At 66.9% G+C, this 25,563-nt stretch carries 26 protein-coding genes, 1 tRNA gene and 1 pseudogene; 11 read left to right on the plus strand and 17 right to left on the minus strand.

What is annotated here, in order from left to right; genetic code table 11:
* Window positions 1-2: 2 nt before the first annotated feature.
* On the minus strand, window positions 3-467 hold the full coding sequence (locus AJAP_RS40605; protein WP_037334501.1) for a MarR family winged helix-turn-helix transcriptional regulator: 465 nt from the start codon (window positions 465-467) through the stop codon (window positions 3-5).
* Between the two features lie 270 nt (window positions 468-737).
* Here AJAP_RS40605 and AJAP_RS40610 point away from each other — a divergent pair, with 270 nt between their 5' ends.
* From AJAP_RS40610 to AJAP_RS40625, 4 genes are all read left to right on the plus strand, one after another.
* Entirely contained in the window at window positions 738-1,943 is a 1,206-nt protein-coding gene (locus AJAP_RS40610) for a globin domain-containing protein (RefSeq protein WP_174492084.1), read from the plus strand.
* A 273-nt stretch (window positions 1,944-2,216) separates the two neighbouring features.
* Window positions 2,217-3,425, plus strand: coding sequence for a globin domain-containing protein (locus tag AJAP_RS40615; protein WP_378410915.1), 1,209 nt, complete (start codon window positions 2,217-2,219; stop codon window positions 3,423-3,425).
* A 159-nt stretch (window positions 3,426-3,584) separates the two neighbouring features.
* The gene (locus tag AJAP_RS40620; RefSeq protein ID WP_038521613.1) at window positions 3,585-4,340 is read left to right on the plus strand and encodes a lytic polysaccharide monooxygenase; all 756 of its coding nucleotides are present in this window, start codon (window positions 3,585-3,587) and stop codon (window positions 4,338-4,340) included.
* On the plus strand, window positions 4,337-4,933 hold the full coding sequence (locus AJAP_RS40625) for a DUF305 domain-containing protein (RefSeq protein ID WP_038524828.1): 597 nt from the start codon (window positions 4,337-4,339) through the stop codon (window positions 4,931-4,933). Before AJAP_RS40620 ends, AJAP_RS40625 begins: the two co-directional genes overlap by 4 nt.
* 115 nt (window positions 4,934-5,048) lie before the next feature.
* Here AJAP_RS40625 and AJAP_RS40630 read toward each other — a convergent pair whose 3' ends face one another.
* From AJAP_RS40630 to AJAP_RS40660, 7 genes are all read right to left on the minus strand, one after another.
* Window positions 5,049-5,477, minus strand: a complete 429-nt coding sequence (locus AJAP_RS40630; RefSeq protein WP_038524831.1) for a heat shock protein transcriptional repressor HspR — start codon at window positions 5,475-5,477, stop codon at window positions 5,049-5,051.
* A 5-nt stretch (window positions 5,478-5,482) separates the two neighbouring features.
* Window positions 5,483-6,658 (minus strand): molecular chaperone DnaJ, encoded by a 1,176-nt coding sequence (gene dnaJ / locus AJAP_RS40635; RefSeq protein WP_038521616.1) that lies wholly within the window; start codon window positions 6,656-6,658, stop codon window positions 5,483-5,485.
* A 33-nt stretch (window positions 6,659-6,691) separates the two neighbouring features.
* Window positions 6,692-7,438, minus strand: coding sequence for a nucleotide exchange factor GrpE (gene grpE / locus AJAP_RS40640; RefSeq protein ID WP_038521619.1), 747 nt, complete (start codon window positions 7,436-7,438; stop codon window positions 6,692-6,694).
* A complete protein-coding gene (dnaK, locus tag AJAP_RS40645) occupies window positions 7,435-9,306 on the minus strand; it encodes a molecular chaperone DnaK (RefSeq protein ID WP_016338148.1) in 1,872 nt (623 codons plus the stop codon). The genes grpE and dnaK overlap by 4 nt, the downstream gene beginning before the upstream one ends.
* Window positions 9,307-9,472: 166 nt before the next feature.
* Window positions 9,473-10,879, minus strand: coding sequence for an alpha/beta hydrolase (locus AJAP_RS40650; protein WP_038521626.1), 1,407 nt, complete (start codon window positions 10,877-10,879; stop codon window positions 9,473-9,475).
* The gene (locus tag AJAP_RS40655) at window positions 10,876-11,547 is read right to left on the minus strand and encodes a DUF4097 family beta strand repeat-containing protein (RefSeq protein WP_038521629.1); all 672 of its coding nucleotides are present in this window, start codon (window positions 11,545-11,547) and stop codon (window positions 10,876-10,878) included. Before AJAP_RS40655 ends, AJAP_RS40650 begins: the two co-directional genes overlap by 4 nt.
* A 26-nt stretch (window positions 11,548-11,573) precedes the next feature.
* Window positions 11,574-12,341, minus strand: coding sequence for a DUF4097 family beta strand repeat-containing protein (locus AJAP_RS40660; protein WP_038521632.1), 768 nt, complete (start codon window positions 12,339-12,341; stop codon window positions 11,574-11,576).
* Between the two features lie 161 nt (window positions 12,342-12,502).
* On the opposite strand from AJAP_RS40660, the gene AJAP_RS40665 reads away from it, so the two are divergent.
* Window positions 12,503-13,042, plus strand: a complete 540-nt coding sequence (locus AJAP_RS40665; protein ID WP_038521636.1) for a YbhB/YbcL family Raf kinase inhibitor-like protein — start codon at window positions 12,503-12,505, stop codon at window positions 13,040-13,042.
* A 69-nt stretch (window positions 13,043-13,111) separates the two neighbouring features.
* Here AJAP_RS40665 and AJAP_RS40670 read toward each other — a convergent pair whose 3' ends face one another.
* Genes AJAP_RS40670 through AJAP_RS40680 form a run of 3 tightly spaced genes read right to left on the minus strand, consistent with a single transcriptional unit; the run spans window position 13,112 to window position 14,456 of the window.
* On the minus strand, window positions 13,112-13,546 hold the full coding sequence (locus AJAP_RS40670) for a GNAT family N-acetyltransferase (protein ID WP_038521639.1): 435 nt from the start codon (window positions 13,544-13,546) through the stop codon (window positions 13,112-13,114).
* 22 nt (window positions 13,547-13,568) lie between these two features.
* A complete protein-coding gene (locus AJAP_RS40675) occupies window positions 13,569-14,129 on the minus strand; it encodes a TetR/AcrR family transcriptional regulator (protein WP_038521642.1) in 561 nt (186 codons plus the stop codon).
* Window positions 14,130-14,456 (minus strand): DMT family transporter, encoded by a 327-nt coding sequence (locus tag AJAP_RS40680; RefSeq protein ID WP_037334469.1) that lies wholly within the window; start codon window positions 14,454-14,456, stop codon window positions 14,130-14,132. It lies immediately after the preceding gene.
* Window positions 14,457-14,623: 167 nt separating this feature from the next.
* On the opposite strand from AJAP_RS40680, the gene AJAP_RS40685 reads away from it, so the two are divergent.
* The 3 genes from AJAP_RS40685 (at window position 14,624) to AJAP_RS40695 (ending at window position 18,613) form a co-directional block, all read left to right on the plus strand.
* Window positions 14,624-16,918 carry a (Fe-S)-binding protein gene (locus AJAP_RS40685; RefSeq protein WP_038521645.1) on the plus strand — a complete coding sequence of 765 codons (2,295 nt, stop codon included), beginning with the start codon at window positions 14,624-14,626 and terminating at the stop codon, window positions 16,916-16,918.
* 267 nt (window positions 16,919-17,185) lie between these two features.
* Entirely contained in the window at window positions 17,186-17,587 is a 402-nt protein-coding gene (locus AJAP_RS40690; RefSeq protein ID WP_228694813.1) for a DUF742 domain-containing protein, read from the plus strand.
* 30 nt (window positions 17,588-17,617) lie between these two features.
* Window positions 17,618-18,613, plus strand: coding sequence for a cation diffusion facilitator family transporter (locus AJAP_RS40695; protein WP_038521648.1), 996 nt, complete (start codon window positions 17,618-17,620; stop codon window positions 18,611-18,613).
* Here the strand turns inward: AJAP_RS40695 and AJAP_RS40700 are convergent.
* Window positions 18,607-19,299 (minus strand): CAP domain-containing protein, encoded by a 693-nt coding sequence (locus AJAP_RS40700; RefSeq protein WP_148311764.1) that lies wholly within the window; start codon window positions 19,297-19,299, stop codon window positions 18,607-18,609. The two genes, AJAP_RS40695 and AJAP_RS40700, sit on opposite strands and share 7 nt — an antisense overlap.
* Before the next feature lie 121 nt (window positions 19,300-19,420).
* The gene (locus AJAP_RS40705; RefSeq protein ID WP_038521652.1) at window positions 19,421-19,879 is read right to left on the minus strand and encodes a MarR family winged helix-turn-helix transcriptional regulator; all 459 of its coding nucleotides are present in this window, start codon (window positions 19,877-19,879) and stop codon (window positions 19,421-19,423) included.
* 73 nt (window positions 19,880-19,952) lie between these two features.
* On the opposite strand from AJAP_RS40705, the gene AJAP_RS40710 reads away from it, so the two are divergent.
* Window positions 19,953-21,137 (plus strand): FAD-dependent oxidoreductase, encoded by a 1,185-nt coding sequence (locus tag AJAP_RS40710; protein ID WP_038524834.1) that lies wholly within the window; start codon window positions 19,953-19,955, stop codon window positions 21,135-21,137.
* A gap of 4 nt (window positions 21,138-21,141) precedes the next feature.
* Here AJAP_RS40710 and dcd read toward each other — a convergent pair whose 3' ends face one another.
* Together dcd and AJAP_RS40720 are read right to left on the minus strand one after the other, a co-directional pair.
* Entirely contained in the window at window positions 21,142-21,723 is a 582-nt protein-coding gene (dcd, locus tag AJAP_RS40715) for a dCTP deaminase (protein ID WP_016338162.1), read from the minus strand.
* 13 nt (window positions 21,724-21,736) lie between these two features.
* Window positions 21,737-22,939 carry an oxygenase MpaB family protein gene (locus tag AJAP_RS40720; protein WP_038521655.1) on the minus strand — a complete coding sequence of 401 codons (1,203 nt, stop codon included), beginning with the start codon at window positions 22,937-22,939 and terminating at the stop codon, window positions 21,737-21,739.
* A 110-nt stretch (window positions 22,940-23,049) separates the two neighbouring features.
* On the opposite strand from AJAP_RS40720, the gene AJAP_RS40725 reads away from it, so the two are divergent.
* Window positions 23,050-23,120 (plus strand) — tRNA-Gly (locus tag AJAP_RS40725).
* 94 nt (window positions 23,121-23,214) lie between these two features.
* On the opposite strand, the gene AJAP_RS43415 is transcribed toward AJAP_RS40725, so the two are convergent.
* Window positions 23,215-23,379, minus strand: a complete 165-nt coding sequence (locus tag AJAP_RS43415) for a hypothetical protein (RefSeq protein ID WP_202965556.1) — start codon at window positions 23,377-23,379, stop codon at window positions 23,215-23,217.
* A gap of 83 nt (window positions 23,380-23,462) precedes the next feature.
* Here AJAP_RS43415 and AJAP_RS40730 point away from each other — a divergent pair.
* A pseudogene (locus tag AJAP_RS40730) lies at window positions 23,463-24,124 on the plus strand (YdcF family protein).
* 143 nt (window positions 24,125-24,267) lie between these two features.
* Here the strand turns inward: AJAP_RS40730 and AJAP_RS43945 are convergent.
* Window positions 24,268-25,152, minus strand: a complete 885-nt coding sequence (locus tag AJAP_RS43945; RefSeq protein WP_148311645.1) for a hypothetical protein — start codon at window positions 25,150-25,152, stop codon at window positions 24,268-24,270.
* Window positions 25,153-25,563: the final 411 nt, after the last annotated feature.

The raw sequence follows: 25,563 nt of genomic DNA on the forward strand, positions 1-25,563 counted from the left end.
CGTCAAACGTCGCAGGTCCGCACGGACAGGGCGGCGCGGACGTCGGCGTTCATCTCCGCCAGGCGGGTGGTCAGTTCGAGGACCTTTTCGTCGTCCCAGCCGCCCAGCGCGCGCTCCATGAACTCCAGATAACCGGCCCGTCTGCGGCCCAGCTCCGCGCGCCCGCGCTCGGAGATGCTGATGATCGACGCGCGGCCGTCTTCGGGCGCCGGACGGCGGTCGACCATGCCCGCCGCGGACAGCTGGGAAATTTGACGACTTACGACCGAAAGGTCCACAAAGCGTCGTTTGGCCAATTCGGAAGGGCGTGCCTCGCCGTGCTTCGCCAGATCCGACAGCAGCATCGCGGCCGCCGGATGCAGCCCGGGGTCGTCCTGCCACGCCTGCATTATCCAGGCGTGCTGCAGCTGCGAGGCGGCCTTCAACTCACGCATCAGCTCGACCCTGGCGTCGTCCGCGGAGCTCATCGGTCCCTCCCGGCTACTTGTACAGTACAACTTTATTCGGCGACACTTGCGTAAGACAACTATTTACCTCGTGAGATCGCCCACTGTGGACCGGCTTCGAGTACACCCGTCCGGAGCAACGATGCGGGCAAAAGGTCTCTCGGCGGCTAGTCTCGCGAACGAGCCGGAACTCAGCCGACCGGCCGACAGCCACTGACCGGAGAGGTGAATGATCCGTGAATTCTTCTCCAGTGGACCCTCGTACGTGAATCCGGGGAACTGTCTTCCGGTATGCGCTTCCCGATCAGCGACTCCCAGCCCGTGACGGCCGACGCGGTCAGCCCGGTCCCGCGGTCTTCGGCGCCGCGTGAAGCACCGCCCGCCGTCACCGCGATGGTGCGGCTCATCCGGGACACCTGGGCGAAGTCGGAACCCTTCATCCCGGAGATCTCGCAGTTCTTCTACGGGATGCTGTTCACCCTCGCACCTGCCACCCGCGACTTCTTCCCGATCAACATGGAGGTCCAGCGCGGCAGGCTGGTCCGCGCGCTGGTCCACATCGTGCAGATGGTCGACCGGCCGGACGACCTCGTCCCGTTCCTGACCCAGCTCGGCCGCGACCACCGCAAGTTCGGCGTCATCCCGCGGCACTACGAGGCCGTCGGCACCGCGCTGCTCGCCTCGCTCAAGAACCACCTCGGTCCGGACTGGACACCCGAGGTCGAACGGGCCTGGGCGGAGGCGTTCACCATCGTCGCCCGCGCGATGCAGGAGGCCGCCGCGGCCGACGTCAACCCGGCGTCGTGGTCGGCGACCGTACTCGAACACCGGCGGCTCACCTGGGATCTCGCCCTGGTCCGCGTCCAGCCCGAATTCCCGGTGCCCTACCTGCCCGGCCAGTACATGAGCGTCGAAGTACCGCAGCGGCCGAGGCTCTGGCGCTACCTTTCGCCGGCGAACGCGCCGCGCGAGGACGGCGGCATCGAGTTCCACGTGCGCGCGGTCGACGGCGGCTGGGTGTCGCGCGCCATCGTGAGCCACACGCAGCCCGGCGACGTCTGGCGGCTCGGACCGCCGCTCGGCAGGCTTTCGGTCGACCGGACCGACGGCCGCGACGTCCTGATGATCGCGGGCGGCACCGGTGTCGCGCCGCTGCGCGCCATCTTGGACGATCTGGCGCAGTGGGGCGAGAACCCGAAGGTGCAGTTGTTCTACGGCGGACCGTCGCGTGAGGACCTCTACGACCTCGACGAGTTGCGCGCCCTGGCGGCCACGAACCCGTGGCTCACCGTGACCCCGGTGGTCGAACACGGCGAAGAAGCCCCCGGCTGCGTGCAGGGCACGCTCGCGGAAGCCGTTACACAGCAAGGATCCTGGCCGGGACACCGGATCCTCGTCGCCGGCTCGCCCGCGATGATCCGGGCGACGGTGTCCCGGATGCTGGTCGCGGGCAGCGCGCTCGACCAGATCGCGTACGACCCCTTCACCATCGACTAGGCAATTCGATTCCACAATGGTGTTCGGCCGCGTTACGTGATCTCGTAAACACGGAGAAAAACCCACCCGATCGGCCGATCACGCATTCCTTTACTTAGTGCCAGACGGGGTTGACGGCGCGTATATCGTTTGCTCCGTTCGAGCGGGAAACAAACATTCGTGGATCCTTTCGCGACTTTCGGGCATACAGTCGAGAACCCTCGGGGGAACACGAGCACGATGACATCGGGTCTGGAGAATATGCCCGATCCAACTGGAGAAAATCGTTCACCCATGACCGCCGAAACAGTGAAGTACGAGCATCCGCCCAGTTCGTCCAGATCCTCACCGATTCCCGTCCCACCCTTGATCGAGACGCCGACGGCGGACAAGTCCGTCCAGCTGGCCAAGCTCATCAGGGAGAGTTTCGCCGCCGTCGAAACGAAGTCCGAGGAGTTGTCCCAATACTTCTACGGGGCGCTCTTCGCCGTTTCGCCCGACGCCAGGGCGCTCTTCCCGATCAACATGGCCACGCAGCGAAATCGTTTGCTGCGCGCCCTCGTCTACGTCGTGCAGATGGTGGACCGGCCCGACGAACTGGCCACCTTCCTCGGCCAGCTCGGCCGGGACCACCGGAAGTTCGATGTCCTCGGCCGCCATTACGACGCCGTCGGCGTCGCACTGATCGCCGCGTTGAAAAGGTTCTTGAAGGACGACTGGACTCCCGAGGTGGAGGACGCCTGGGTCACCGCGTACGGCGTCATTTCGAAGAGCATGCGCGAGGCCGCGGGCAAGGAGGTCGGGCCGGCGTGGTGGAAGGCGACCGTCATCGAACACCGCGTCGTGTCCCGTGACGTCGCCATCGTCAAGGTGCGCACCGATCAGCCGCTGCCGTACCGGGCCGGCGGCTATGTGAGCGTCGAGGTCCCGCAACGGCCGCGGATGTGGCGGTACTTCTCGCCCGCCACCGCGCCGCACGACGACGGGACGATGGAGTTCCACGTGCACGCCGTGCGCGGCGGCTGGGTCTCGCGCGCGATCGTCCACCACACCCGGTTCGGCGACGTCTGGCGCCTCGGCCCGTCGCTCGGCGCGCTTTCGGTGAATCACACGGAAAGCCGTCCGCTGCTGATGATCGGCGGCGGCACCGGCGTCGCGCCGTTGCTCGCCCTGCTCGACGACATGTCGCGCTGGAAGAACAACCCGCCGGTGCACCTCTTCTTCGGCGGGCGCCGTCCGGAAGACCTCTACGCCCTCGACGAACTCCGCGGGCTCACCGTCACCTGCCCTTGGCTGACGGTGACACCGGTGACCGAGGAAGGCGCCGTCACCGGCGGCGACCGCGGCACGCTGGCGACGGCGGTGACGCAGCGCGGGGCCTGGAAGGAGCGTGACGTGTACGTCGCCGGGTCGCCGTCGATGATCCGGGCGACCATCGCGAAACTGCTCGCCGCGGGCACGGACCTCGGCCGGATCAAGTACGACCCCTTCACCCTGGACTGAGGTGATACTTCGTTCGTATTAGGCCGATCGGCTGTTCCACCTGGGCCCGACGCAGCAGTAGGTCAGTGAATCATTGACCACGGTCACCGGCGGATTTATGGTCTAGACCACATTGCTCCCCCTCACGGGAACACCGTCGTTCCATCCCCAGGAGCCGGCATGACCGTCAAACGCAAGCTCGTGGCAGCCGCCGCCGGTGCGATCCTCGCCCCGATCGCCATCGTGGCCATCCCGCAGGTGGCCAGCGCCCACGGCTATGTGCTGTCCCCGCCCAGCCGCCAGGCGAACTGCGCCCAAGGCAAGGTTTCCGGCTGCGGCGCCATCGTCTACGAACCGCAGAGCGTCGAAGGCCCCAAGGGGCTCCGCAGCTGCAACGGCGGCCTTCCCGGATTCGCCGAGCTCAACGACGAGTCGAAGCCGTGGCCCGCCGCGTCGGTCGGCAACAGCGTGACCTTCAGCTGGAAGTTCACCGCCTACCACCGGACCACGAACTACGAGTACTACATCGGTGGCACCAAGATCGCCGACATCAGCGGGAACAACTCCGCGCCGAAGGACCCGACGTCGCACACGGTGAGCCTGAACGGCTTCAGCGGCCGCCAGAAGGTGCTCGCCATCTGGAACATCGCGGACACGCCGATGGCCTTCTACAGCTGCATCGACCTGCAGATCGGCGGCGGCACCCCGCCCACCAGCACCAGCAACCCGCCGACCACCAGCAACCCGCCCACGACGTCGAACCCGCCGACCAGCACCGGCAACCCGCCCACCGGCGGCACCTGGGCGGCCGGGACGTCCTACGCGGTCGGCAACACGGTGACCTACGGCGGCGCGACCTACCGCTGCCAGATGGCGCATACCGCGATCCAAGGCTGGGAACCGCCGAACACCCCCGCGCTGTGGACGCGGCAGTGAAGCTGGCCCTCGTTCTCGTCGCCGGTCTCGTGGCCCTCGCGGGCTGCGGGACCGGTGATGGCTCATCCACCAACGCCGGCGCCCCGATCTCCCCGGTTTCCCAGTCGGCCGGGGCGTCCGCGGAGTACAACGACGCCGACGTGATGTTCCTGCAGATGATGATCGCCCACAACGACCAGGGCGTGGAGATCGTCAAGCTGGTCAAGGCCAAGCAGGGGCAGAAGCAGGAGCTCAAGGACCTCGCGGCCGCCATCGAGGCGACCCAGCAGACCGAGACGACCGACATGCGGAACCGGCTGAAGGCCTGGGGCAAACCCGAGACGGGTTCCATGGACCCGAAGGCGCACCACCATCACGGTGGCGACGGGCTCACCGACAAGGGCCTGCTCGACGCACTGTCCAAAAAGGATGGTGCGGAGTTCAGTCTGGACTTCGCCGACATCTTCGTGGCGCACCAGCACAACGGGGTCGCGCTGGCGAGGACCGAGCTGAAGGACGGGAAGAACCCCGAGTCGAAGGCGCTGGCCCAGCGGATCCAGGACTCGCGCACCGGCGAGGTCCAGCAGATCCGGACCCTCGTCCCCGGCCAATGACGCATTCAGAGGACTAAATGCGTGAAGTACGTGAAGGCCCCCTTCATTGCGTCTAGCGCAGTGAAGGGGGCCTTCACGTACTCACGAGGGCTGGCGACCCGCGGCATTCAGAGGACTAATTGCGTTTTTTGGGCTTCCAGACCACGAGGGCCGTCTGCTGCCGCAAGGGAACGAGATCCTTGCGGTAGGAGGCGTGCACGGCCGCGGCCGTCTGTTCGGCGGTGAGGTACGCCGCCGTGAGCTCCTCGGTCAGTTCGGCGATGCGCGCGCGGAGCGCGTCGACCTGGTTCTCCAGCTCGATGATCCGCTTGATGCCCGCGAGGTTGACACCGTCCTCTTGGGACAGTCGCTGCACTTCGCGCAGCAACGCGATGTCCCGCATCGAGTAACGCCGTCCACCACCGGAGGTCCGGCCCGGCGACACGAGACCCTGGCGGTCGTAGGACCGCAGGGTCTGCGCGTGCAGGCCGGAAAGCTGTGCCGCCACCGAAATGACGAACACCGGGGTGTCCTCGTCCGCACCGTGCGGCAGCCCGCCGAACATCGTGCTCACCTGCCTTCGAGAAGTTCGGTGATCTCCGGTCGCGGGTCGTGGCCGGACATGGCTTCCGCGTACGCCTCCAGCGCTTCACGGGCCTTGTCGTCCAATTTGGCCGGGATGGCCGCCTGCAGGGTGACCAGCAGATCGCCCTGCGAACCGTCACGCTTCGCGATTCCCTTGCCGCGCACGCGAAGCACGCGACCGCTCGCCGTACCCTGCGGCACCTTCAGCGAGACCTTGCCCTCGAGCGTCGGCACGGTGATCGTGCCGCCGAGGGCCAGCTCCGTGAAGGACACCGGCACGGTGATCGTCAGGTCGAGGTCCTTGCGCCCGAACAACGTGTGCGGAGCGACGTGCACGCGGACGTACAGGTCGCCCGGCTGCGCGCCGCCACGGCCCGGTTCGCCCTGGCCCGCCAGCCGGATCCGCTGGTCGTCGGCGACGCCCGGCGGGATCCGCACGGTCAGCGTGCGTGTACGGGTGCTGACGCCCTCGCCCGCGCATTCCGGGCACGGGTCGTCGATGATCTGGCCGCGGCCGCGGCAGTCGCGGCACGGCTCGGAGAAGGCGAACGCGCCCTGGCTGCGGCTGACCAGCCCGCTGCCCTGGCAGGTCGCACACGTCCTCGGGGAGGTCCCCGGTTTCGCGCCGTTGCCACCGCAGGTGGAACAGGTCGCCGGGCTCGACAGCCGCAGCGGCAGGGTCGCGCCCTTGACCGCCTCGGCGAAATCGATCCGGACGTCGGTCTCCACGTCCGCGCCGCGTTGCGGCCGGTTCGCCGTGGCACCGGCCGCGGCGCCGCGGCGGCCGAACAGCCCGCCGAGGATGTCGCCGAGACCGCCGAAGCCGCCCTGCTGCTGCCCCGCCTGGCCGAAGATGTCGCCGACGTCGAAACCGCCGCCGCCGGCACCGCCGCCCGGGAAGCCGAAGCCACCGGGACCGCCGGAGCCGAAGAGGCGGCGAGCCTCGTCGTACTCCTTGCGCTTGGCGGTGTCGGACAGCACGCCGTACGCCTCGGAGACCGCCTTGAACTTCTTCTCGGCCTCCGCGTTGCCCGCGTTGGCGTCGGGGTGGTTCTCCTTGGCCAGCTTGCGGTAGGCCTTCTTGATCTCGTCCGCGGTGGCGTCGGAGGAGACGCCCAGTTCACGGTAGAAGTCCTTACCGATCCATTCCCGTGCACTCACCGAACGTCTCCTCCTTTCACGCCGTATCGCCGATCAGCGGTTGTTCTCATCGAAAAGTTCGCCCTCGAGCGGCAACTCGCCGCCCACCGGCGGGTCCACCGGGGCGCCACCCGGCTCGTGGTCGGTGACCCCGACCATCGCCGGACGCAGCACGCGCTCGCCGAAGCGGTAACCACGGCGCATGACCATGGTGACCGTCGGCCCGGTGACGTCCGGGGACGTGCTGTGCTGCACGGCCTCGTGCACGCTCGGGTCGAAGGGCTCGCCCTCGGTGCCGAACGCCTCGAGGCCCGACCGCTGCAGGCTTCCGACCAGCTTCTCGCCGACCGACTTGAAGGCACCGGTCAGGTCGCCGTGCTGCTCCGCGCGCTCGAGGTCGTCGAGCAGCGGGAGCAGATCGCCGACGACCGACGCCTTCGCGCCGACGACGACCTGCTCGCGGTCGCGGTCCACGCGCTTGCGGTAGTTGGCGTACTCCGCCTGGAGGCGCTGGAGGTCGGCGGTGCGTTCCGCCAGCTCCTTCTCCAGACCGGTGGCCACCGACACCGAATCGTCCACAAGGGACTCCCCGAGGCCGGGGCCCGCGTGTGCGGCGGGCTCCGGCTCGGTCTGCGCGGCGGCCTCTTCGGCCGGGGCGGCGTGCTTCGGGCCGTCCTGGGGTTCGGCGGCCGGGGCGGCCGGGCGGACCTCACCGGTCAGCGGGTCGATCCGCCTACGGTCCCGCACGACCACCGGTTCCTCCGGGCCCCGGCCCTCGGTTTCGTCGTAGCGTCCCGTCACTTCTTGTCCTTCTCGTCCTCTTCGACGATCTCGGCGTCGACGACGTCGTCCGCCTTGGCCTGCGAACCGGTACCCGCGCCCGCCGCACCGGCGGCGCCTTCACCGGCGGCACCTTCGGCACCCGGGGTGGCGTTGGCGTAGAGCGCGGTGCCCAGCTCCTGCGAAGCGGTGTTCAGCTTCTCGATGGACTCGCGGATCTTCGCCGAGTCGGTGCCCTTGAGCGCCTCGTTGGCCTCGTCGATCGCGGACTTCACCTTGCCCTTGAGCTCGTCGGGCAGCTTGTCCTCGTTGTCCTTGACGAACTTCTCGGTCTGGTAGACCAGCGTCTCCGCCTGGTTGCGGGTCTCCGCCTCCTCGCGGCGCTGCTTGTCCTCCTCGGCGTGCGCCTCGGCGTCCTTGACCATGCGCTCGATGTCGTCCTTCGGCAGCGCGGAGCCACCGGTGATCGTCATCGACTGCTCCTTGTTCGTGCCGAGGTCCTTCGCGAGGACGTGCACGATGCCGTTGGCGTCGATGTCGAAGGTGACCTCGATCTGCGGCACGCCACGCGGGGCGGGCGGGAGACCGGTCAGCTCGAACATGCCGAGCTTCTTGTTGTGCGCCGCGATCTCGCGCTCACCCTGGAACACCTGGATCTGCACCGACGGCTGGTTGTCGTCCGCGGTGGAGAAGATCTCCGAACGCTTGGTCGGGATCGTGGTGTTGCGCTCGATGAGCTTGGTGAACACGCCGCCCTTGGTCTCGATGCCCAGCGAAAGCGGGGTCACGTCGAGCAGCAGGACGTCCTTGACCTCGCCCTTGAGCACACCGGCCTGCAGCGCAGCGCCGACCGCGACGACCTCGTCCGGGTTGACGCCCTTGTTCGGCTCGCGGCCGCCGGTCAGCTCCTTGACCAGTTCGGACACGGCCGGCATGCGGGTGGAACCACCCACGAGCACGACGTGGTCGATGTCGCCGACGGCGACACCCGCGTCACGGATGACGTTGTTGAACGGCTTGCGGGTGCGCTCGAGCAGGTCCGAGGTGATCTTCTGGAACTCGGCGCGGGAGAGCTGCTCGTCGAGGAACAGCGGGTTCTTGTCCGCGTCCACGGTGATGTACGGCAGGTTGATGCTGGCCGAGTTCGAGCTGGACAGCTCGATCTTCGCCTTCTCGGCGGCCTCACGGATGCGCTGGAGCGCCATCTTGTCCTTGGTGAGGTCGATGCCGTTGGACGACTTGAACTTGTCGACCAGCCAGGTGACGATCCGCTCGTCCCAGTCGTCACCGCCGAGGTGGTTGTCACCGGAGGTCGCGCGGACCTCGACGACACCCTCGCCGATCTCCAGCAGCGAGACGTCGAACGTACCGCCACCGAGGTCGAAGACCAGGATGGTCTGTTCCTTCTCGCCCTTGTCGAGGCCGTACGCCAGCGCCGCCGCGGTGGGCTCGTTGACGATGCGGAGCACGTTCAGGCCGGCGATCTGCCCGGCCTCCTTCGTGGCCTGCCGCTGCGCGTCCTCGAAGTACGCGGGGACGGTGATGACCGCGTCGGTGATGGTCTCGCCCAGGTACGCCTCGGCGTCGCGCTTGAGCTTCATCAGCACGCGGGCGCTGATCTCCTGCGAGGTGTAGGCCTTGCCGTCGATCTCGGTCTTCCAGTCGGTACCGATGTGCCGCTTGACCGACCGGATGGTCCGGTCGACGTTCGTCACGGCCTGGTTCTTCGCCGGCTGACCGGTCAGCACTTCGCCGTTCTTGGCGAAGGCGACGATGGACGGGGTGGTGCGTGAACCTTCCGAGTTGGCGATGACCGTCGGCTCGCCGCCCTCAAGGACAGCGACGACCGAGTTGGTCGTGCCGAGGTCGATGCCGACCGCTCGCGCCATGGTGTGATCCTCCTGCTAGTTCGTGACCTGCACGTTCTCACCCACCTTGAGTGGGCTCAACGCAAGTTGTATCGGGATGGTGGGGCTTCCGTCAAGCCGGACTTGAGTCACCCTCACTCAACCTTGTATCCGGCTCAACGTGCGGCACGGTCGTCTTGTTCCCGGACTACCGGCAGACCGTGCCCGGAGCGGGTGTGACACCGCTCACCAGGTACTTCACCTCTTCGGAGCGCACGCAGGCCGAGTTCAGCAGCCCCGTGTGCCCGTACCCGGCGTCGACGAGCAACGTCGAGTTCTCGATGTTCCTCGCGAGCCCCTTCGCCCAAACGAGCGGCGTCGCCGGATCGTGTTCACCGCCGACCACGAGGATCGGCGCCGCGCCGCTCACCTTCTGCGGCCGCGGCAGGTACGCCGAGGGCACCGGCCAGGCCGCGCACCCGCTGGCCATGTCCCAGAACTCCGAGTACCGCCAGCCGTGCGGCGAGAGCGTCTTCACCAGTCCTTGCATCGCCCTCATGTCGGCGTAGGAGGTGAACGGCGAGCCGAAGTCGTGACAGCCGATCGAGCGATACGCGCCATAGGACGGGTCGAGCTGCGAATACGGCAGCAGTCCGTCCGCGTCGCCCGCCGTCGCGGCGTCGATCGCCTTCGCCAAGCCCGGCCAGAACGCGGGCAAGATGAGGTTGCCGTAGACCCCGGACGCCATCTCCTCGGCGGTCACGTTCCGCCCGAGCTGTTTCGACGGCACGCCGCCGGGCGTCCGCATCAAGGCGTCATAGGTGGCGAGGACGTCCTTGCCGCGAAGCACGCAGTCGGCCGACGTCGTGCACCACTTCGCGAAGTCCTTGAGGGCGCCTTCGGTCGCGACGGCTTCTTCGAGGACCGCCTGCCTGGTCGGCCGCGAGTGGTCGACGGCGCCGTCGAGCACCATCGTCCGGATGCGGTTCGGATACTTCTCCGCGTACACGGCGCCGAGTTCGGAACCGTAGGAGACGCCGAGCCAGTTCACCTTCGGCTCCCCGAGGGCGCCACGGATCGCTTCGATGTCGTCCGCGGCATGCCAAGTGTCCATAGAGGACAGTGCTCGCCCGGTCCGCTTCAGGCATTCCTCGCCCGACGCGCGGTTGTGCGCGAGGAGCTTGTCGTAATCGGCACGGCTCCGCGGGAACCGGCCGACCGCCGGATCGTGCAGATCCGGCCCGCAGGCGATCGCGGGCGTGCTTTCGCCGACGCCGCGCGGATCGAATCCGATGACGTCGAACCGCTGCCGCACTTCGGCCATCTCCGGCTTGTCCAGCGCGAAACCGCGGCCGCCGTACTTGAGCACGGTGACCCCGGAACCACCCGGCCCGCCCGGATTCGTCAGCAGCGAACCGATACGGCGCCCGGGATCGGTCGCGGGCAGTTTCGCCAGCGCGATCGAAAACCCACCGCTCACCCGGAGATTCGCGCATTCCAGCGTCGGCGCGTACTCGGTAGCGCACGGCTTCCAGTCGATCCCGGACGCGGCGGACGCCGTCAGCGCGGTGAGCGGAAGCAGGGCCAGCGCGGCGACGGCGGCGAGCGCCTTCATGCGGGCTTCACCGTGATCGAGCCGGTGCCGGACTGGAGGTCCAGGACGTTCGCCGAAGCCTGGTCCTGCCGCACGCCACCGGTCTCGACCTTGCCGGTCTCCGCCTTCGCGCGAACCTGGTACGCGCCGTCGGGAACGGTGACGACGACCTTGCCGACCTCCGCGTTCGCGGTGACCGCGCCCGGCTTCGCCAGGCCGATCTCGATGTCGCCGGTGCCGGTGCGCAGGTTGACCGGCCCGGACGTGCCCATCACCTTGAAGTCGCCGACGTCGCCCTTCAGGTCGACCGAGGCGGCGCGGGTGAGGGTGATCTTGCCGGTGCCGATGGACCCGGAGATCGCCAGCTCGCGCGGCACCACGACGTCGTAGTCCACGCCGCACTGCTGACAGCCGCCGAGGACCAGCGTGCCGTTCTCGACGCTGTACGTCTTTCCGGGATTCTTGCCGTTATAAGTCACTTCGCGGCGCAGCGAGACGGGCGCGCCGTCCTCGACCCGCAGCGTGACCGCGCCGACCGGCACGTCCACCCGGATCGCGGTGATCTGCTCGGTGACGGGCGCGCCGTCACTCAGTTTCTGCTGGAATTCCCCTGTGCAGCCGACGATCCCGAAGGCGGTCAGCGCGCCGAGAGCGAGCGCGCCGAGAACGCGCTTCTCCTTGTTCCCCATGAGAAAGTATTCCCCCGATAAGTCTGTCAGGCCGCTTTGACCGTGACGCTTCCGCTGTCGGTGTTGAGATCGAGCTTGTGCTGGGCCGAACCGGACTGGTTCACGCCGATGTCGCGGTGGCCGCTGCCGGTGTCGCCGGTGACGTTGTACTCACCCGACGGGACGGTGACCTCGACCGAACCGCTGTCGGTCCGCGCGGTGACGTCGGCACCCTTGAGGAGTTCGAGTTCGATACGGCCGCTGTCGGTCCGCGCTTCGACGTTGCCGCCGAGCCGTTCTCCCTTGATACCGCCGGAAGCCGCCTGCACCGTGACGGCCTGCCCGATGTTCGCCAGGTCGACGCGACCGGCTTCGGACCGCACCTTCACGGTGCCCGGCACGTCGCGCACCTCGACCCGGCCGGAGTCGACCGTGACGTCCACAGTGGACGCTCCGGCGATATCGAGCGCCCCCGAGTCCAGCTTGCCCGAGACCGGGATACCCGCCGGGACCACCACGTCGTAGGCGACCTCGCAGGAGGAGCCGCAGTCGGCGAGGATCAGGGTGTCGCCGTCCACGCGGAAGGCGTCGCCCGGTTTGCTGCCGCGGTACTCGAACTGCTGGTGGATCCGCACCGGCCCCTCGCCGGCGTGAACCTTGACGCGGCCCTCCTCGTTGTCGATGCGCACACTGCGGATCGGCTGGGCCACCTCCGCGGTGGCCTCCGCGTCGGACGGCCACCACCAGCCGAGGCCGGTGAGGACACCGACGCCGATCAAGGCGATGCCGCCGATTGCGAGGAGTGGGCGCGCCATGGTCTTGAGTCCCTCCAGAGCAGGTTTTCGTGTAACCCGACGCTAAGGGCACCACGACGGCTTGGACATAGGGGTAACCCCCGGATTCGTCCCTGAACCCGCGCCGGGGACCTCGGGGTCATAACCTGGCTCCGTCATCTGTTCAACGACCAGGAGGACGCATGCCGCAGGCACCCGATCCGTACAGCTTCCTGCCCGATCTGCCTGCCTTCACCCTGAGCAGCACCGACATCGAAGAAGGCGGCTTCCTGCCGACACCCCAGCTTTCCGGGATCTTCGGCGCGGGCGGCGAGGACCGTTCCCCGCAGCTGTCGTGGGAGGGGTTCCCCGCTGAGACCAAGAGCTTCGCCGTGACCTGCTACGACCCCGACGCCCCGACGGCGAGCGGATTCTGGCACTGGGCGGTGTTCAACATCCCGGCGTCGGTGACCGCGCTGGCCGCGAACGCGGGCGATGAAGCGGGCTCCGGTCTGCCGGAGGGCGCCGTCACCCTGAAGGGGGACGGCGGCGTGAAGCAGTTCCTCGGCGCGGCTCCGCCGCCCGGACACGGGCCGCACCGGTACATCTTCGCGGTGCACGCCGTCGACGTCGAAAAGCTGGAAGTCGGCGAGGACGCGACGCCGGCGTTCCTCGGCTTCAACCTCTTCGGCCACGCGATCGCCCGGGCGTCGCTGACGGCCCTGCACGAGAACAAGGGCTGAAGGACGCTTTCCCCGCATGACACGCGGTGAAGGACGCTTTCACCACGTCTCATGCGGGGAAGGTCCCCTTCAGCACTGCCCGTTCGCCCGGCCCCGCTCCATGTACTGCCCTTCGGGCGGGTCGCCGAAGCCGAACTGCCGGTACAACCCGTGCGCGTCGGCGGTGTGCAGCATCCACCGGAATTCCGCGCCCGGTCCGTTGTCGATCATCTCCCGGACCAGTTCCTTGCCGAGCCCCGCGCCACGCGCCTCGTCGACGACGAAGACGTCCGCGAGATAAGCACTGCCGATGGTGTCCGAGAACGCCCTCGCGAAGCCGACCAGGCGACCGGTCGAGGTCTCGTACGCGCCCACGACGCGCCAAGCGTTCCTGAAGACCTTCTCGACCAGTTCGCGGTCTCGCCACTTGCCCCAGTAGACGCCGGTGGACAGGTGCTTCCACACCACGTCGAGGTCCACCCGTGCCGGGTCGTCATCCAGTTCGTATGCGCCGACGATCCTCATGATCCGAACGCTACCCAGCAGGTCAACGAGGTTTCAGCAGGTAGTCCACCACCGGCCGCAGTTCCTCCGCGGACGGCGGCTCGTCGTCGATGAGGCCCTGGATCAGCAGACCGTCGATCCCGGCGAGGAACACCCGGAACGCGACCTCGTCGTCGTGCCGAACCATCGAGGTGAGCACGTCCAGCCAGCGCCGGGCGGCGGGCCGCAGCTCGGGTTTGCGGGCGGCCAGCAGGTACAGCTCGTACTCCGCCATCGTCCGCCCGCGGCTCGGGCCCAGCGCCTCCGCGAGCAGCCCGGCGACCTCTTCCGCGCCGCGGCTGCCGCGCGACCGGGCGCGGTCGATCATCCAGTAGACCTCGGTCGCCATATCCCTCGCGCACGAGATGAGGGTGGCGATCAGCAGATCGTCGAGGCTCGAGAAGTGATAGGTCGTCGAAGCCGTCGGCACGCCCGCCTCGGCGGCGACCGTCCGATGGGTGACGCCGGCGACGCCGTCCCGTTCGATCACCCGCAACGCGGCCGCGATGATCTCCTCACGCCGCTTCTCGCCCCTGGCCTTGCGGCCGTCGACCTGGATCTTCACTTAGTGCGCGCTCCCTGCCTCGATCAACACGACGCCGCCGACCACCAGTACCAGACCGGCGATCACGGAGAGGTTGACCGGCTCCTTGAAGAACACCATCCCGACGGCCGCCACCAGCGCGACCCCGGCCGCGGCCCAGATCGCGTACGCGACGCTCACCGGCACGCCCGCCTTCAGTACATACGCGAGCGCGACGAACGCGACGGCGTATCCGACGACCACGACGATCGACGGCCCCACCTTGCTGAAGCCCTCGGAAAGTTTCAACGACACCGTCGCGGATACCTCAGCGGCGATGGCCAAAGCCAGAAGGAGATACGCACCCATGTCACAAAAACTACCTGGACGATCGTCTTAAAACCAAGAGAGGCGTACACCACATCGGTGGGACTTGGGCGCGGTCAGTGGGTTACCCATCAGTAAGAAGCATTAGTCTGCCCGAACCACACTCTGCCCACTCACCACTTGGCTTCACGGACGAAAGGCACCCGACGATGGGCGCTGTACAGCTGACGCTCGGCGGGATCGCGGTCCTGCTCGGCGTCGTCGCCTGGGGAATGTTCTTCGCGACCGTCGCCCGCTTCGTGCGGGTGATCCGCCTCGGCCAGCCGGACTCGACCCGCAACGGGCCGTTCATCCCGCGGATGAAGACCTTGATCAAGGAATTCGCCGCGCACACCCGGATGAACAAGGTCAAGAGCGTCGGCCCGGCGCACTGGCTGGTCATGTGGGGCTTCCTGCTCGGCTCCCTCACGGTGTTCGAGGCGTACGGCGAGGTCTTCGTCCCGACCTGGGGCTGGCCCATCCTCGACGACTGGTCGCTGTTCCACCTGCTCATGGAGCTGCTCGGCGTCGGCACCATCGTCGGCATCCTGGTGCTGATCGGGATCCGGCAGAAGAACCACCCGCGCCGCGCGGACCGGCAGTCCCGCTTCCAGGGCTCCAACTTCAAATGGGCGTACTTCGTCGAGGCCGTCGTGCTCATCGAGGGCATCGGCATCCTCGGTGTCCGCGCCGCGAAGTCCGCGCTGGGCGTCCACGAGATCCCGATCTGGGCCTCGTTCGTCTCGCATCCGGTCGGCCTGCTGCTGCCGTCGAGCCTGAACCTCGTCACGGTGTTCGCGTTCGTCAAGCTGATGAGCGCCACCATCTGGCTGATCGTCGTGGCACGCACCATGACGATGGGCGTCGCCTGGCACCGGTTCAGCGCCTTCTTCAACATCTACTTCAAGCGCGAGGCCGACGGCGGCGTCGCGCTGGGCGCGCTCAAGCCGATGATGAGCAACGGCAAGGTGCTCGACCTCGAAGAGGCGGACCCGGACGAGGACACCTTCGGCGTCGGCAAGATCGAGGACTTCAGCTGGAAGGGCTGGCTGGACTTCTCCACCTGCACCGAATGCGGCCGTTGCCAGTCGCAGTGCCCCGCGTGGAACACCGGCAAGCCGCTTTCGCCGAAGCTGCTCATCACGCAGCTTCGCGACCACGCCTACGCGAAGGCGCCGTACCTGCTCGCGGGCGGCAAGCGCGACATGGCCGGCGACGAGGTCGGCTTGTCCGGCGACGACATGTACGCGGGTATCGACGTCCTGGCGATCGCGGAGTCCCAGAAGGCCCTCATCGGTGACGACGGTGGCGTCATCGACCCCGAGGTGCTGTGGTCCTGCACCTCGTGCGGCGCTTGCGTCGAGCAGTGCCCGGTGGACATCGAGCACGTCGACCACATCGTCGACATGCGCCGCTACCAGGTGATGATCGAGTCCGCGTTCCCCAGCGAGCTCAACGGGATGTTCAAGAACCTGGAGAACAAGGGCAACCCGTGGGGCCAGAACGCCAAGGACCGGCTCGCCTGGACCGAGGACCTGGACTTCGAGGTGCCGGTGTTCGACGGCGACCTCGGCGACACCGAGTACCTCTTCTGGGTCGGTTGTGCCGGCGCGTTCGAGGACCGCGCGAAGAAGACCACGCGGGCCGTCGCGGAGCTGCTGCACATCGCGGGCGTCAAGTACACCGTGCTCGGCTCGGAGGAGTCCTGCACCGGTGACCCGGCCCGCCGCGCGGGCAACGAGTTCCTGTTCCAGATGCTGGCGCAGCAGAACGTCGAGATCCTGAACTCGGTGTTCGAGGGCCGCGAACGCAAGGCGCGCAAGGTGGTCGTCACCTGTGCCCACTGCTTCAACACCCTCGCGAACGAGTACCCGGAGCTCGGCGGCCAGTTCGACGTCGTGCACCACACGCAGCTGCTCAACCGCCTGGTGCGGGAGAAGCACCTGACCCCGGTGGCCCCGGTCGCCGAGGACGTCACCTACCACGACCCGTGCTACCTGGGCCGCCACAACAAGGTCTACGACGCTCCCCGTGAGCTCGTCGGCGCTTCGGGCGCCCAGCTGCGCGAGATGCCGCGGCACGGCGACCGCTCGATGTGCTGTGGCGCCGGCGGCGCGCGGATGTGGATGGAAGAGAAGATCGGCAAGCGGATCAACGTCGAGCGCGTGGACGAGGCGCTCGGCACCGCGCCGTCGAAGATCGCGACCGGCTGCCCGTTCTGCCGCGTGATGCTCACCGACGGCGTCACCGCGCGCCAGAGCGACGGGCAGGCGAGCGAGAAGGTCGAGGTCGTCGACGTCGCCCAGCTGCTGCTGACCGCCGTCAAGCGGAAGCCGGAGCCGCAACTGGTCCCGGCGGGAGCGCCCTCTTTGGACGCGGTCTCGGACGCCGAACTCGACGGAAAGGCCGACACGTCGACCGACGAAACGGCCACCGGAACCCCGCTGCCCGAGGAAGACAAGTAGAACGTCACACCCGGAGGGGACATTCTCTCGCACATAATGCGAGAGAATGTTCCCTCTTGTTTTATCCCCGGTGCGGTTATTTCGTTCCATTACCCGTTCGGCGGTACACCGTGGCGATAGGCTGCAGCGGATCCGGAAAAAAGGGGCGAGGAATCAATGGGCAACCGTCACGAACTCCGCTCGGTCAGGGAGCATCGGCTCGCCACACCGGGATCACCGACCGTTCGCCCGACCGCCCGTATCCCGTCGTCCGCGGCACTCGCCAGAGTGGCCCAGGAAGCGACCATCCCCAGCATCCCGGCCGCGCGGCGGCCGCCGCGACAGGAACGGAAACGCACGCGCGTCCGCCCGTACGTCCGCACGGGCGGACGCACGCAGTCCAAGCGGAACTTCGCGATCGAAGCGATGATTTCCGTCCGGAACGACGCACCGTGGACAGCCCCGGGATTCAGTGTCGAATTCCATTCCGTGAGATCACTCTGCCGTCGTCCGACTTCGGTCGCCGAAGTGGCCGCGTCCTTATGTGTTCCACTCGGCGTTGCAAAGGTCCTTTTGGGTGACATGGCCGAACTCGGTTTGGTCACCGTTCATGAAACGCAGGCTGAATTCGACGGTCATCCGGCACTCGCCTTGATGGAACGCGTCCTGCAGGGATTGCGTCGCCTGTGAGATCGGCGCACCCGCACTACGCTACGCGAGGTGAGTGAAGAATCCGGTGACGAAAGCACGCTGACCGTGGTGCTGGCGGGTGGGGTCAACCTCGCCATCGCCGTGCTGAAGCTGATCGCCGGGATCATCACCGGCTCCGGCGCGATGCTGTCGGAGGCCGCGCACTCGGTGGCCGACACGATCACCGAGGTGCTCCTGCTGACCGCGCTGAAACGGTCGGACCGCCCCGCCGACCGAGTCCATCCCTTCGGCTACGGCAAGGAGCGGTACTTCTGGTCGCTGCTCGCCGCGGTGTCGATCTTCGCCTCCGGCGCGATGTTCGCGCTCTACGAAGGCTTTTCGACGGTCTTCGGCGAGGCGACCGAGCAGACCGATCCGATCGTCGGCTACATCGTCCTCGCGATCGCGTTCGCCCTCGAATCCGTCTCCTGGTTCCAGGCCGTGCGGCAGGTGCGCCGCGACGCCGCCGACTCCGGCCAGAAGGTCTCGGTCTACCTGAGGATGATCGACGACCCGGCGCCGAAGACAGTCCTGTTCGAAGACTCGGCCGCGCTGATCGGCCTGCTGCTCGCGTTCGCCGGGATCGGGCTGCACCAGCTCACCGGCTCGCACGTCTGGGACGGCGCGGCGTCGATCGCGATCGGCGTCCTGCTGGCGCTGGTCGCCTACGTACTCGGGCGGACCAACCGCGGCCTGCTGATCGGCAGGCAGGCGGATCCCCGGCTGGTGCGCGGGGTGCGGGAGCACCTGAGGAACGCGCCGGAGATCGAGGCCGTCGTCGACCTGCAGACCATGCTCATGGGCACCGATCAGGTGCTCGTCTGCGCCCGCGTCGACTTCGACGATTCACTCGGCGCGGCGGACGTCGAACGCGCCTGCGTCCGGATGGCGACCGAGCTGACCGAGTCCTTCGGCGACGTCACCGAGGTGTTCATCGAACCGGTCCCGCGCACGGACGCCGAACTGCGCGCGGCCGTGCTGGCCCGCTACGGCGACATCGCCGAACGGTGGGACAAGGGTCAGTAGCCGAAGTTCTGCGTCCAGTACATGCCCTTGGTGTTGACGCCGACGCCGATCTTCTTCAGCTTGCAGTTCAGGATGTTCGCGCGGTGGCCCTCGGAGTTCATCCAGGCGTCCATCACCTTGGCGGCGTTCGACTGGCCCTTGGCGATGTTCTCGGCGCCGGGCTTGTCGTAGCCGGCGGCCCGGATGCGCTGGTCGAACGTGACGCCTTCCGGCGTGGTGTGCGAGAAGTAGTTCCGCGCGGACATGTCGTCGCTGTGGCCCTGCGCGGCGGCGGCGAGATGCGACTCGTTGCTCACCGGGGAGCAGCCCGCGTCGGCGCGCTCGGCGTTGACGAGGTCGATGACCTGCCCGGCGAGCGAGCTGTCCTGCGAGCGGGGCGGCTCCGGAGCCTTGCTCGAAGGGGGCTTGGCGGCCTCGGAAGACTTCGCGGGCGGCTCGGCCGCGGCGGAGGACGAGCTGGGCGGGGCGGTGGACGACGTGGGAGCCGCCGAGGACGACGTCGGAGCGGCCGAGCCGGGCCCGGAACCCTCCGGCGCCGGAGAGGACGTCTGGCCGAAGTAGGCGGGCGGCTTCGCGAGGGCGTCGCCGGGTCTGCCCTTGGTGTCGGGGACGCTGAGTGAGAGATTGCTCAGCGCGGTGCCCTGGAACCGATCGGTCACCATCAGGTAGCTCGCGCTGGCGATCACCCCGCCCAGCAGGACACTGAGCGTGACAAGCAGTAACCGGCTTCGTGTTCTATTGGGGGACACGGGGCCGAAAACTATCACGAACTGGTTACGGCAATACCCCCGAAAGTAGTAATACCGGTCAGCGGCTGAGGCGACCCGTGGAGTCGTGCGTGATCGCCGCCGCGTCGGCGAGGAACCGGATCACGGTCTCCAGCTCATCGTCCGTGTAGTTCTCGCAGGCCTCGCGGACCGACTTCACCAGGTGATCCCACAGCGGCGCGACGGTGTTCATCCTCGCCGCGTCGATCTCGATGAGAACCTTCCGCCGGTCTTCGGGATGCGGCTTCCGGGCGACGATCCCCTTGCCTTCGAGCCTGTCGATGAGCGCGGTGATCGACGCCGGCGCGAGCCCCGAGAGCTGCGAAAGAGCCTTCGGCGTCTGCGGCCCGAAGCGGGCGAGGTAGTCGGTCACCTTGCTTTCGACGGCCGAAAGGCCGCTCAGCTCGGCGATGGCCGTGTGGAACATGACCGTCTCCGTCGACAGCGCGCGCGACCCGTTGAGGATCCGCTCGACCAGTTCCGCTCGCTCGCTTGACACATCGGTCAGCCTAGCGGAGTCTTTAGTTCGATAGAACGAATTAGTTTCTAAGAGATTCGATGGGGTGAACGACATGGCGAAGGTACTGATCGCCGGCGGGGGTATCGCGGGCACGATCACGGCGATCGCACTGCACGAGACGGGCCACGAGCCGGTGATCCACGAGGCGTACGACCGGACCGCGGAAGGGGTCGGCGCGTTCCTGACCCTGGCGGTGAACGGCCTCGACGCGCTGGCCCCACTGGGACTGAAAAGCCTGGTCAAGGGCTTGGGATTCGATACACCGCGGATCAAGATGCACCTCGGCGACGGACGCGAGCTGGCGGATTTCGCCCTCGGCGGGCAGCTCGACGACGGCACCGTGAGCCAGACGGTGCTGCGCTCCGAGCTCTACATCGGCCTACGCGACGAAGCCGTCAGACGCGGCATCGAGATCCGCTACGGCAAACGTTTGGCCGACGCGCGCGAAACCCGCGACGGCGTCCTCGCGACCTTTGAAGACGGCTCGTCGGCCGAAGGCGACCTGCTGATCGGCGCGGACGGGCTCCGCTCGCGCGTGCGGACGATCATCGACCCGAAGGCGCCGTCACCGCGTTACGTGCCGCTGCTGAACACCGGCGGACTGGCCGAAGGCCTGCGGCTGGACGACGAACCCGGCGTCATGCACATGACGTTCGGCAAGCGGCTGTTCTTCGCCCACGTCGTCCACCCGGACGGGGGTGTCTGGTGGTTCGCGAACGTCCCCCGGAAGCGTGAGCCGTCGCCGGCCGACCTCACCGTGACGACCACCTGGCGCGAGGACCTGATCCGGGGGCTGGCGGTGGACCGCACCCCGGCCGTCGAGATCGTGCGCGCGACGCGCGAGATCTACCGGCCGTGGGCGACCTACGACTTCCCGAGCGTGCCGACCTGGCGGACGGACCGGATGGTCATCATCGGCGACGCCGCGCACGCGACCTCACCCGCGGCCGGGCAGGGCGCCGCGATGGCCATCGAGGACGCCGTCACGCTGGCGCGATGCCTGCGTGACGTGCCCTCGATCCCGAAGGCGCTCGCCGTTTACGAAGGCCTGCGGCGCGAGCGCGTCGAAGCCGTCGTCGAGCGCGGCAAGCGCAACGGCGACGACAAGGCGGTCGGGCCCGTCGGGCGGGTGATCCGGGACTTCTTCCTCACGCGGGCGTTCAAGAACCCACCGGCGGAGGATCCGAACGCCTTCATGTGGCGGCACCGGATCGACTGGGAAGCCCCAGTGGGCTGACGCGCTACCTCCAGGTGTCGACGCGGTGGAAGTTCTTGTACGCGCGGCTCGGGGTCGGGCCCCGCTGCCCCTGGTATCGCGAACCGGCCTCGTTCGAGCCGTACGGGAACTCCGCCGCGCTGGACAGGCGGAAGATGCAGAGCTGGCCGATCTTCATACCCGGCCAGAGCGTGATCGGCAGGTTCGCCACGTTCGACAGCTCGAGGGTGATGTGGCCGGAGAAGCCGGGGTCGATGAAGCCCGCGGTGGAGTGCGTCAGCAGGCCGAGGCGGCCGAGGGAGGACTTGCCCTCCAGGCGGCCGGCGAGGTCGTCGGCGAGCGTGACGGTCTCGTAGGTGGAGCCGAGGACGAACTCGCCGGGGTGGAGGACGAAGGGGTCTTCGCCCTCCTTCTCGACCAGCGAAGTCAGCTCGTCCTGCTGCAGCTGCGGGTCGATATGCGTGTACTTGCTGTTGTCGAACACGCGGAAGAAGCGGTCGAGTCGCACGTCGATGCTCGACGGCTGGACCATCGTCGGGTCGAACGGGTCGACGCCGAGACGGCCGGCGTCGAGCTCTTTACGGAGGTCACGGTCGCTGAGGAGCACGCGATCAGCGTAGTCAAGCGGCCTTCATGTGCCTGCCGTAGGTCGGGTCGAGCCCGAACACCTTGGTCACCTGCCGTAGATAGTGGCGACGGCCGGCCGCCCCGATCAGCTCCTGGAGCGCCGTCGCGCCGGGCACCACCCGCCGCACCGTCTCGGCGGCGAAGTTGACCCCGGCCGCCGCGACCACGGCCGCCTGGGCGATCGGATCGTCGGGCAGTTCGAGGAAGTCGGCGTTGGTCTTGCCGAGCAGGAGCCTGCTGATCGCCCCGTGCCCCGCGACCGACACGTGCGCGAGGACCTTGCCGAGCGCGCCGCGGCCGTCGCCGATCCCGGCGTGGGCCTTCATGAGCGCCGCGGCGAGCCGTTTGGAATCGTCGTCGGGAATGAACTCGGTGGTCGCGAGCAGCCACAGCAGCCGCCAGGCGTCGTCCTCGCCGGCGGGCAGGAGTTCCTCGTCGACGCCCATCAGCCAGCCGACATAGCGCCAAAGATGCAGGATGTCGGCGCGCTCGCGGGCGCTGTAGCGGAGCCCGAGCAGTTGCGTGCCGAAGACGTAGACGAGGGAGAAGAGCAGGAGCGTGCCCGCGGTCTGGACCTGGTTGACCGGCCTGTCCCAAGCCGCGTAATCCCAGTCCTTACGGCGATTCATGGCCGCGCGGACGTGGGCGTGCACGATCCGCACCCGCAACGCGGACTCGTACCCGCGCCCGCCGGGCACCAGCGCGCCCGGTGTCGTCACGTGGATCCACCACGTCGCCGTCTCGACGAGACGTCGTGCCGCCTTGTACTCGATCTCGCCGGTGCCGACGAGCGACTTCGTAGCGCGCGAAGCGAGATAGCCGCCCATCAACGAGACGTCGCCAAGAGGGAAGAGCCCGAGCAACCCGGCACGCGTGATCGCCCGCGCTCCGCGGTCAAGGCGGTCCCGGTCGACCCAGTACGGCGTCGCCTCGACGTCGCGAAAGAAGGCTTCGAGCGCTTCTGGCGGACTCTCGACGCTGTCGATGCCTTGCCGCAGCGCCCGTTCGAACTCGGGCTGACTCTTGCGCAGCAGCGGCACCAGCACGTCGGCCGCCGGATCCTCCCGCTGCGCGAACTGCCGCAGCCGCGCCACCTGGCGCTCGTCACCCCTGATGTCGCCCTCGATGAACAGCCTCGACGCGACCCGGAACCCGCCTTGACGGAACAGTTCGGGGTCAGGCAGCCGCTCGCCCATCCGGATCACCTCCGAGGTAGACAACAAGTGTTGTCACTTCTGGCGACGACGTCAAGATGGGCGGGGTCTTGGCAAGGAGAGATCCGGGCCATGTATGCTGGCCGAGCACTGCGGATGTAGTTCAATGGTAGAACATCAGCTTCCCAAGCTGAATACGCGGGTTCGATTCCCGTCATCCGCTCAGCTGCGAAAGCCCCAGGTCAGTGGATGTCCACTTAGGACCTGGGGCTTTCGTTTTGTCCGGCCGATCTTCCGGCTGGGCCATTAACGGGCCATTAGCCGACCGGGACCGGCTGGCCACTCAGGCCGTCGTCATCGTCATCCGCGCTGCCCGTCCGGTGCTGGTCGACGAGCTTCGAGAGCCGGTCGGCGATCCGTTCGTCAGCGTCGCTGGTCGCCCGCTGGTAGATCAGCGCCGCCCGCATGTCGTCATGCCCCATCCGCGCCATGAGGTCTTTGGTCGACGTGCCCGCCTTCTCCTGGACCTACACTTTCAAGATCCCCGACTGACCCCGGAGAACCCGTGCCCGAGCGCTCGACCACCCTGCCGGACAACTTCCGCGCCGACGTCCAGACGCTCTGGGACTACCACGACATGCACCACGAACTCCGACCAGCAGACGCCGGGATCGGACTCGGAAGCCACGATCTCGGGTCGCCACGTTCACTGCGGAACTGTTCCACGCCGGAATGTTCCCGCTCATCGTCTTCATCGGAGCCAACGCGCCAACGACAGTCGAACGCTTCCCGCGCGGTGAGGCAGTGCACTACCGCGAACATGCGCTTGAGCTGGGCGTGCCGGATGACGCCATCCTGGTCGAGCCCGAGGCGCGGAACACCGGCGACAACATCACGCTCACTCGCGCCCTGCTGGATTCTCGCGCCATCGAGGTCGGGTCAGTCGTGCTCATCTCTCGGCCGTACCAGCAGCGTCGCGCGTACGCGACCTGTAAGAAGCTCTGGCCCGAGGTGGACGTCTCCTGCGCTTCGCGGCCGCCGCCTTTGGACGAGTACATCGAGAGCATTAGCGACGTGGACCGCGTCATCAACATGCTGGTCGGCGACACCCAGCGCATCACCGCCTACGCCGAGCGTGGCTTTGCCATCCACCAGGAGATCCCAAACTACGTCACGGCCGCCTACAAGCGCTTGATACGAGCTGGTTACGTGAAACGCCTTCTCTAGCAGAGGCACTCTTCGCCGTTGTGATCACGCACAAAAGAAATCACTTTTTAAAATAGGCCCTATGAAATTACTGCAGGAAATCCTGCATCCTGACGAATTCCATACACGTTACCAGTGGGAAAAGTTTTACTAGGCTATTTAAATCAACTCAACTGATCTGAATTCAGGCCTGCTTCTCCATTGCTTCCAGATTCGATTTCTTTGCGAATCTTCAAGTTTTCCAGACTTATACGAGTAGCAAGGGTGGCACCTAAACCAAGCTCAAGATTCTTCGAAGAAATTCCAGTAGCAATACCAACAGCTGGCGGAAGCACTACTTCCTCCACCTTGCGAATTACCTGCCTGAATACTTCAAGCCAATTGTTGAAGCGCTCGATCGCGGAAGGTTCCTCGGAAGCCTGCTCTGCAACAACAACCCCAACCTCAAACGCCGTGACTTGAACCGTTCCAAGCAGATGAGAGAAACCACGAATACGAACGTAGGTTATCTTCTCCAATGCTATCGAGATCGGCCCGAGCATTCTAATTCGAGCGACCTCTGGTATGTCCGTAGCATTTTCAATGTCAATGCGAAGCTGTCCGAGTTGATCATACACTTCCTCCAGAACGCGAACTAGCTCTTCATCGCTACCTTTAGGCCTATGTTCTGGGCCAGCCAGACTCAAAAGAGATGAAAGCGTCGACAAGGAATCCAGCGCAGAATCCGCTATTAGATCATTTGGAGAATAAGCTGCAGTGTCATTAAATGAAATTCCAAATATTGGACGCGCCCATTGCGGACGGTCGCGGAGCAGCGCGGAAGCCCGGTGCCGACGTTGCGGCAATGAATACACAGCACGTTCCACATCTCGAAGAAGGCTTGCCGCCTCAGAACGCACCGATATGGCATCGCCACCCGTAGCGACCAGTGGAGCAATTTTACCCCACATTTGCGTCACTGAGCCATTGGAGTCCAAATCTCGGAAGAGTCCCAGGACACTATGCAGGCGACCAGCGGGCTCGTCTGCAAGTTCACTAAGTGGCAACATCTACCGCTCCCTCTGACGCAATCGGCGCTCAAGCTTAAGATCTTAAGCTTTCCTCAGCGCAACGCAATCAAGAAACTCTATTCGATATCTAATCACGTGAAAGATTGCGCAAAGGGTTGACTTTAACGGAGCACTCGCACTGGTGTCCCCGACACAGCGAATCCATGATCACCAGAGTCAGTCGACTCCATCGCCAGTTGGCCCTGAAACACTCCCAATGAGGGATCTTGTGCAGCGGCGTTGTCTGCCGAACTTGGCTCGATGGGATCAAGGCGCCGCCACCAGCGGCGCGCACGTCACCGTCCGTACGGCGGGCTTCGCCCCATGGCGGACGCCGGCCTCCCGCTCCGCTCCGGCAGGCGCCACCGGGCGAGCCCGCCGACGAGGCAGCACCGCACAGCGCGCCGCCGC

Source organism: Amycolatopsis japonica (genome assembly GCF_000732925.1).
Classification (GTDB): Bacteria; Actinomycetota; Actinomycetes; order Mycobacteriales; family Pseudonocardiaceae; genus Amycolatopsis; species Amycolatopsis japonica.

Coding starts and splice junctions, on each gene's coding strand:
- AJAP_RS40605 (WP_037334501.1), bottom strand. CDS start 467: ATGAGCTCCGCGGACGACGCCAGGGTCGAGCTGATGCGTGAGTTGAAG.
- AJAP_RS40650 (WP_038521626.1), bottom strand. CDS start 10,879: ATGAAGGCGCTCGCCGCCGTCGCCGCGCTGGCCCTGCTTCCGCTCACC.
- AJAP_RS40615 (WP_378410915.1), top strand. CDS start 2,217: ATGACCGCCGAAACAGTGAAGTACGAGCATCCGCCCAGTTCGTCCAGA.
- AJAP_RS40720 (WP_038521655.1), bottom strand. CDS start 22,939: ATGGGCGAGCGGCTGCCTGACCCCGAACTGTTCCGTCAAGGCGGGTTC.
- AJAP_RS40670 (WP_038521639.1), bottom strand. CDS start 13,546: ATGAGGATCGTCGGCGCATACGAACTGGATGACGACCCGGCACGGGTG.
- AJAP_RS40685 (WP_038521645.1), top strand. CDS start 14,624: ATGGGCGCTGTACAGCTGACGCTCGGCGGGATCGCGGTCCTGCTCGGC.
- AJAP_RS43415 (WP_202965556.1), bottom strand. CDS start 23,379: ATGGGGCATGACGACATGCGGGCGGCGCTGATCTACCAGCGGGCGACC.
- AJAP_RS40680 (WP_037334469.1), bottom strand. CDS start 14,456: ATGGGTGCGTATCTCCTTCTGGCTTTGGCCATCGCCGCTGAGGTATCC.
- AJAP_RS40660 (WP_038521632.1), bottom strand. CDS start 12,341: ATGGCGCGCCCACTCCTCGCAATCGGCGGCATCGCCTTGATCGGCGTC.
- dnaK (WP_016338148.1), bottom strand. CDS start 9,306: ATGGCGCGAGCGGTCGGCATCGACCTCGGCACGACCAACTCGGTCGTC.
- AJAP_RS43945 (WP_148311645.1), bottom strand. CDS start 25,152: ATGTTGCCACTTAGTGAACTTGCAGACGAGCCCGCTGGTCGCCTGCAT.
- AJAP_RS40610 (WP_174492084.1), top strand. CDS start 738: ATGCGCTTCCCGATCAGCGACTCCCAGCCCGTGACGGCCGACGCGGTC.
- AJAP_RS40655 (WP_038521629.1), bottom strand. CDS start 11,547: ATGGGGAACAAGGAGAAGCGCGTTCTCGGCGCGCTCGCTCTCGGCGCG.
- AJAP_RS40665 (WP_038521636.1), top strand. CDS start 12,503: ATGCCGCAGGCACCCGATCCGTACAGCTTCCTGCCCGATCTGCCTGCC.
- AJAP_RS40710 (WP_038524834.1), top strand. CDS start 19,953: ATGGCGAAGGTACTGATCGCCGGCGGGGGTATCGCGGGCACGATCACG.
- AJAP_RS40620 (WP_038521613.1), top strand. CDS start 3,585: ATGACCGTCAAACGCAAGCTCGTGGCAGCCGCCGCCGGTGCGATCCTC.
- AJAP_RS40630 (WP_038524831.1), bottom strand. CDS start 5,477: ATGTTCGGCGGGCTGCCGCACGGTGCGGACGAGGACACCCCGGTGTTC.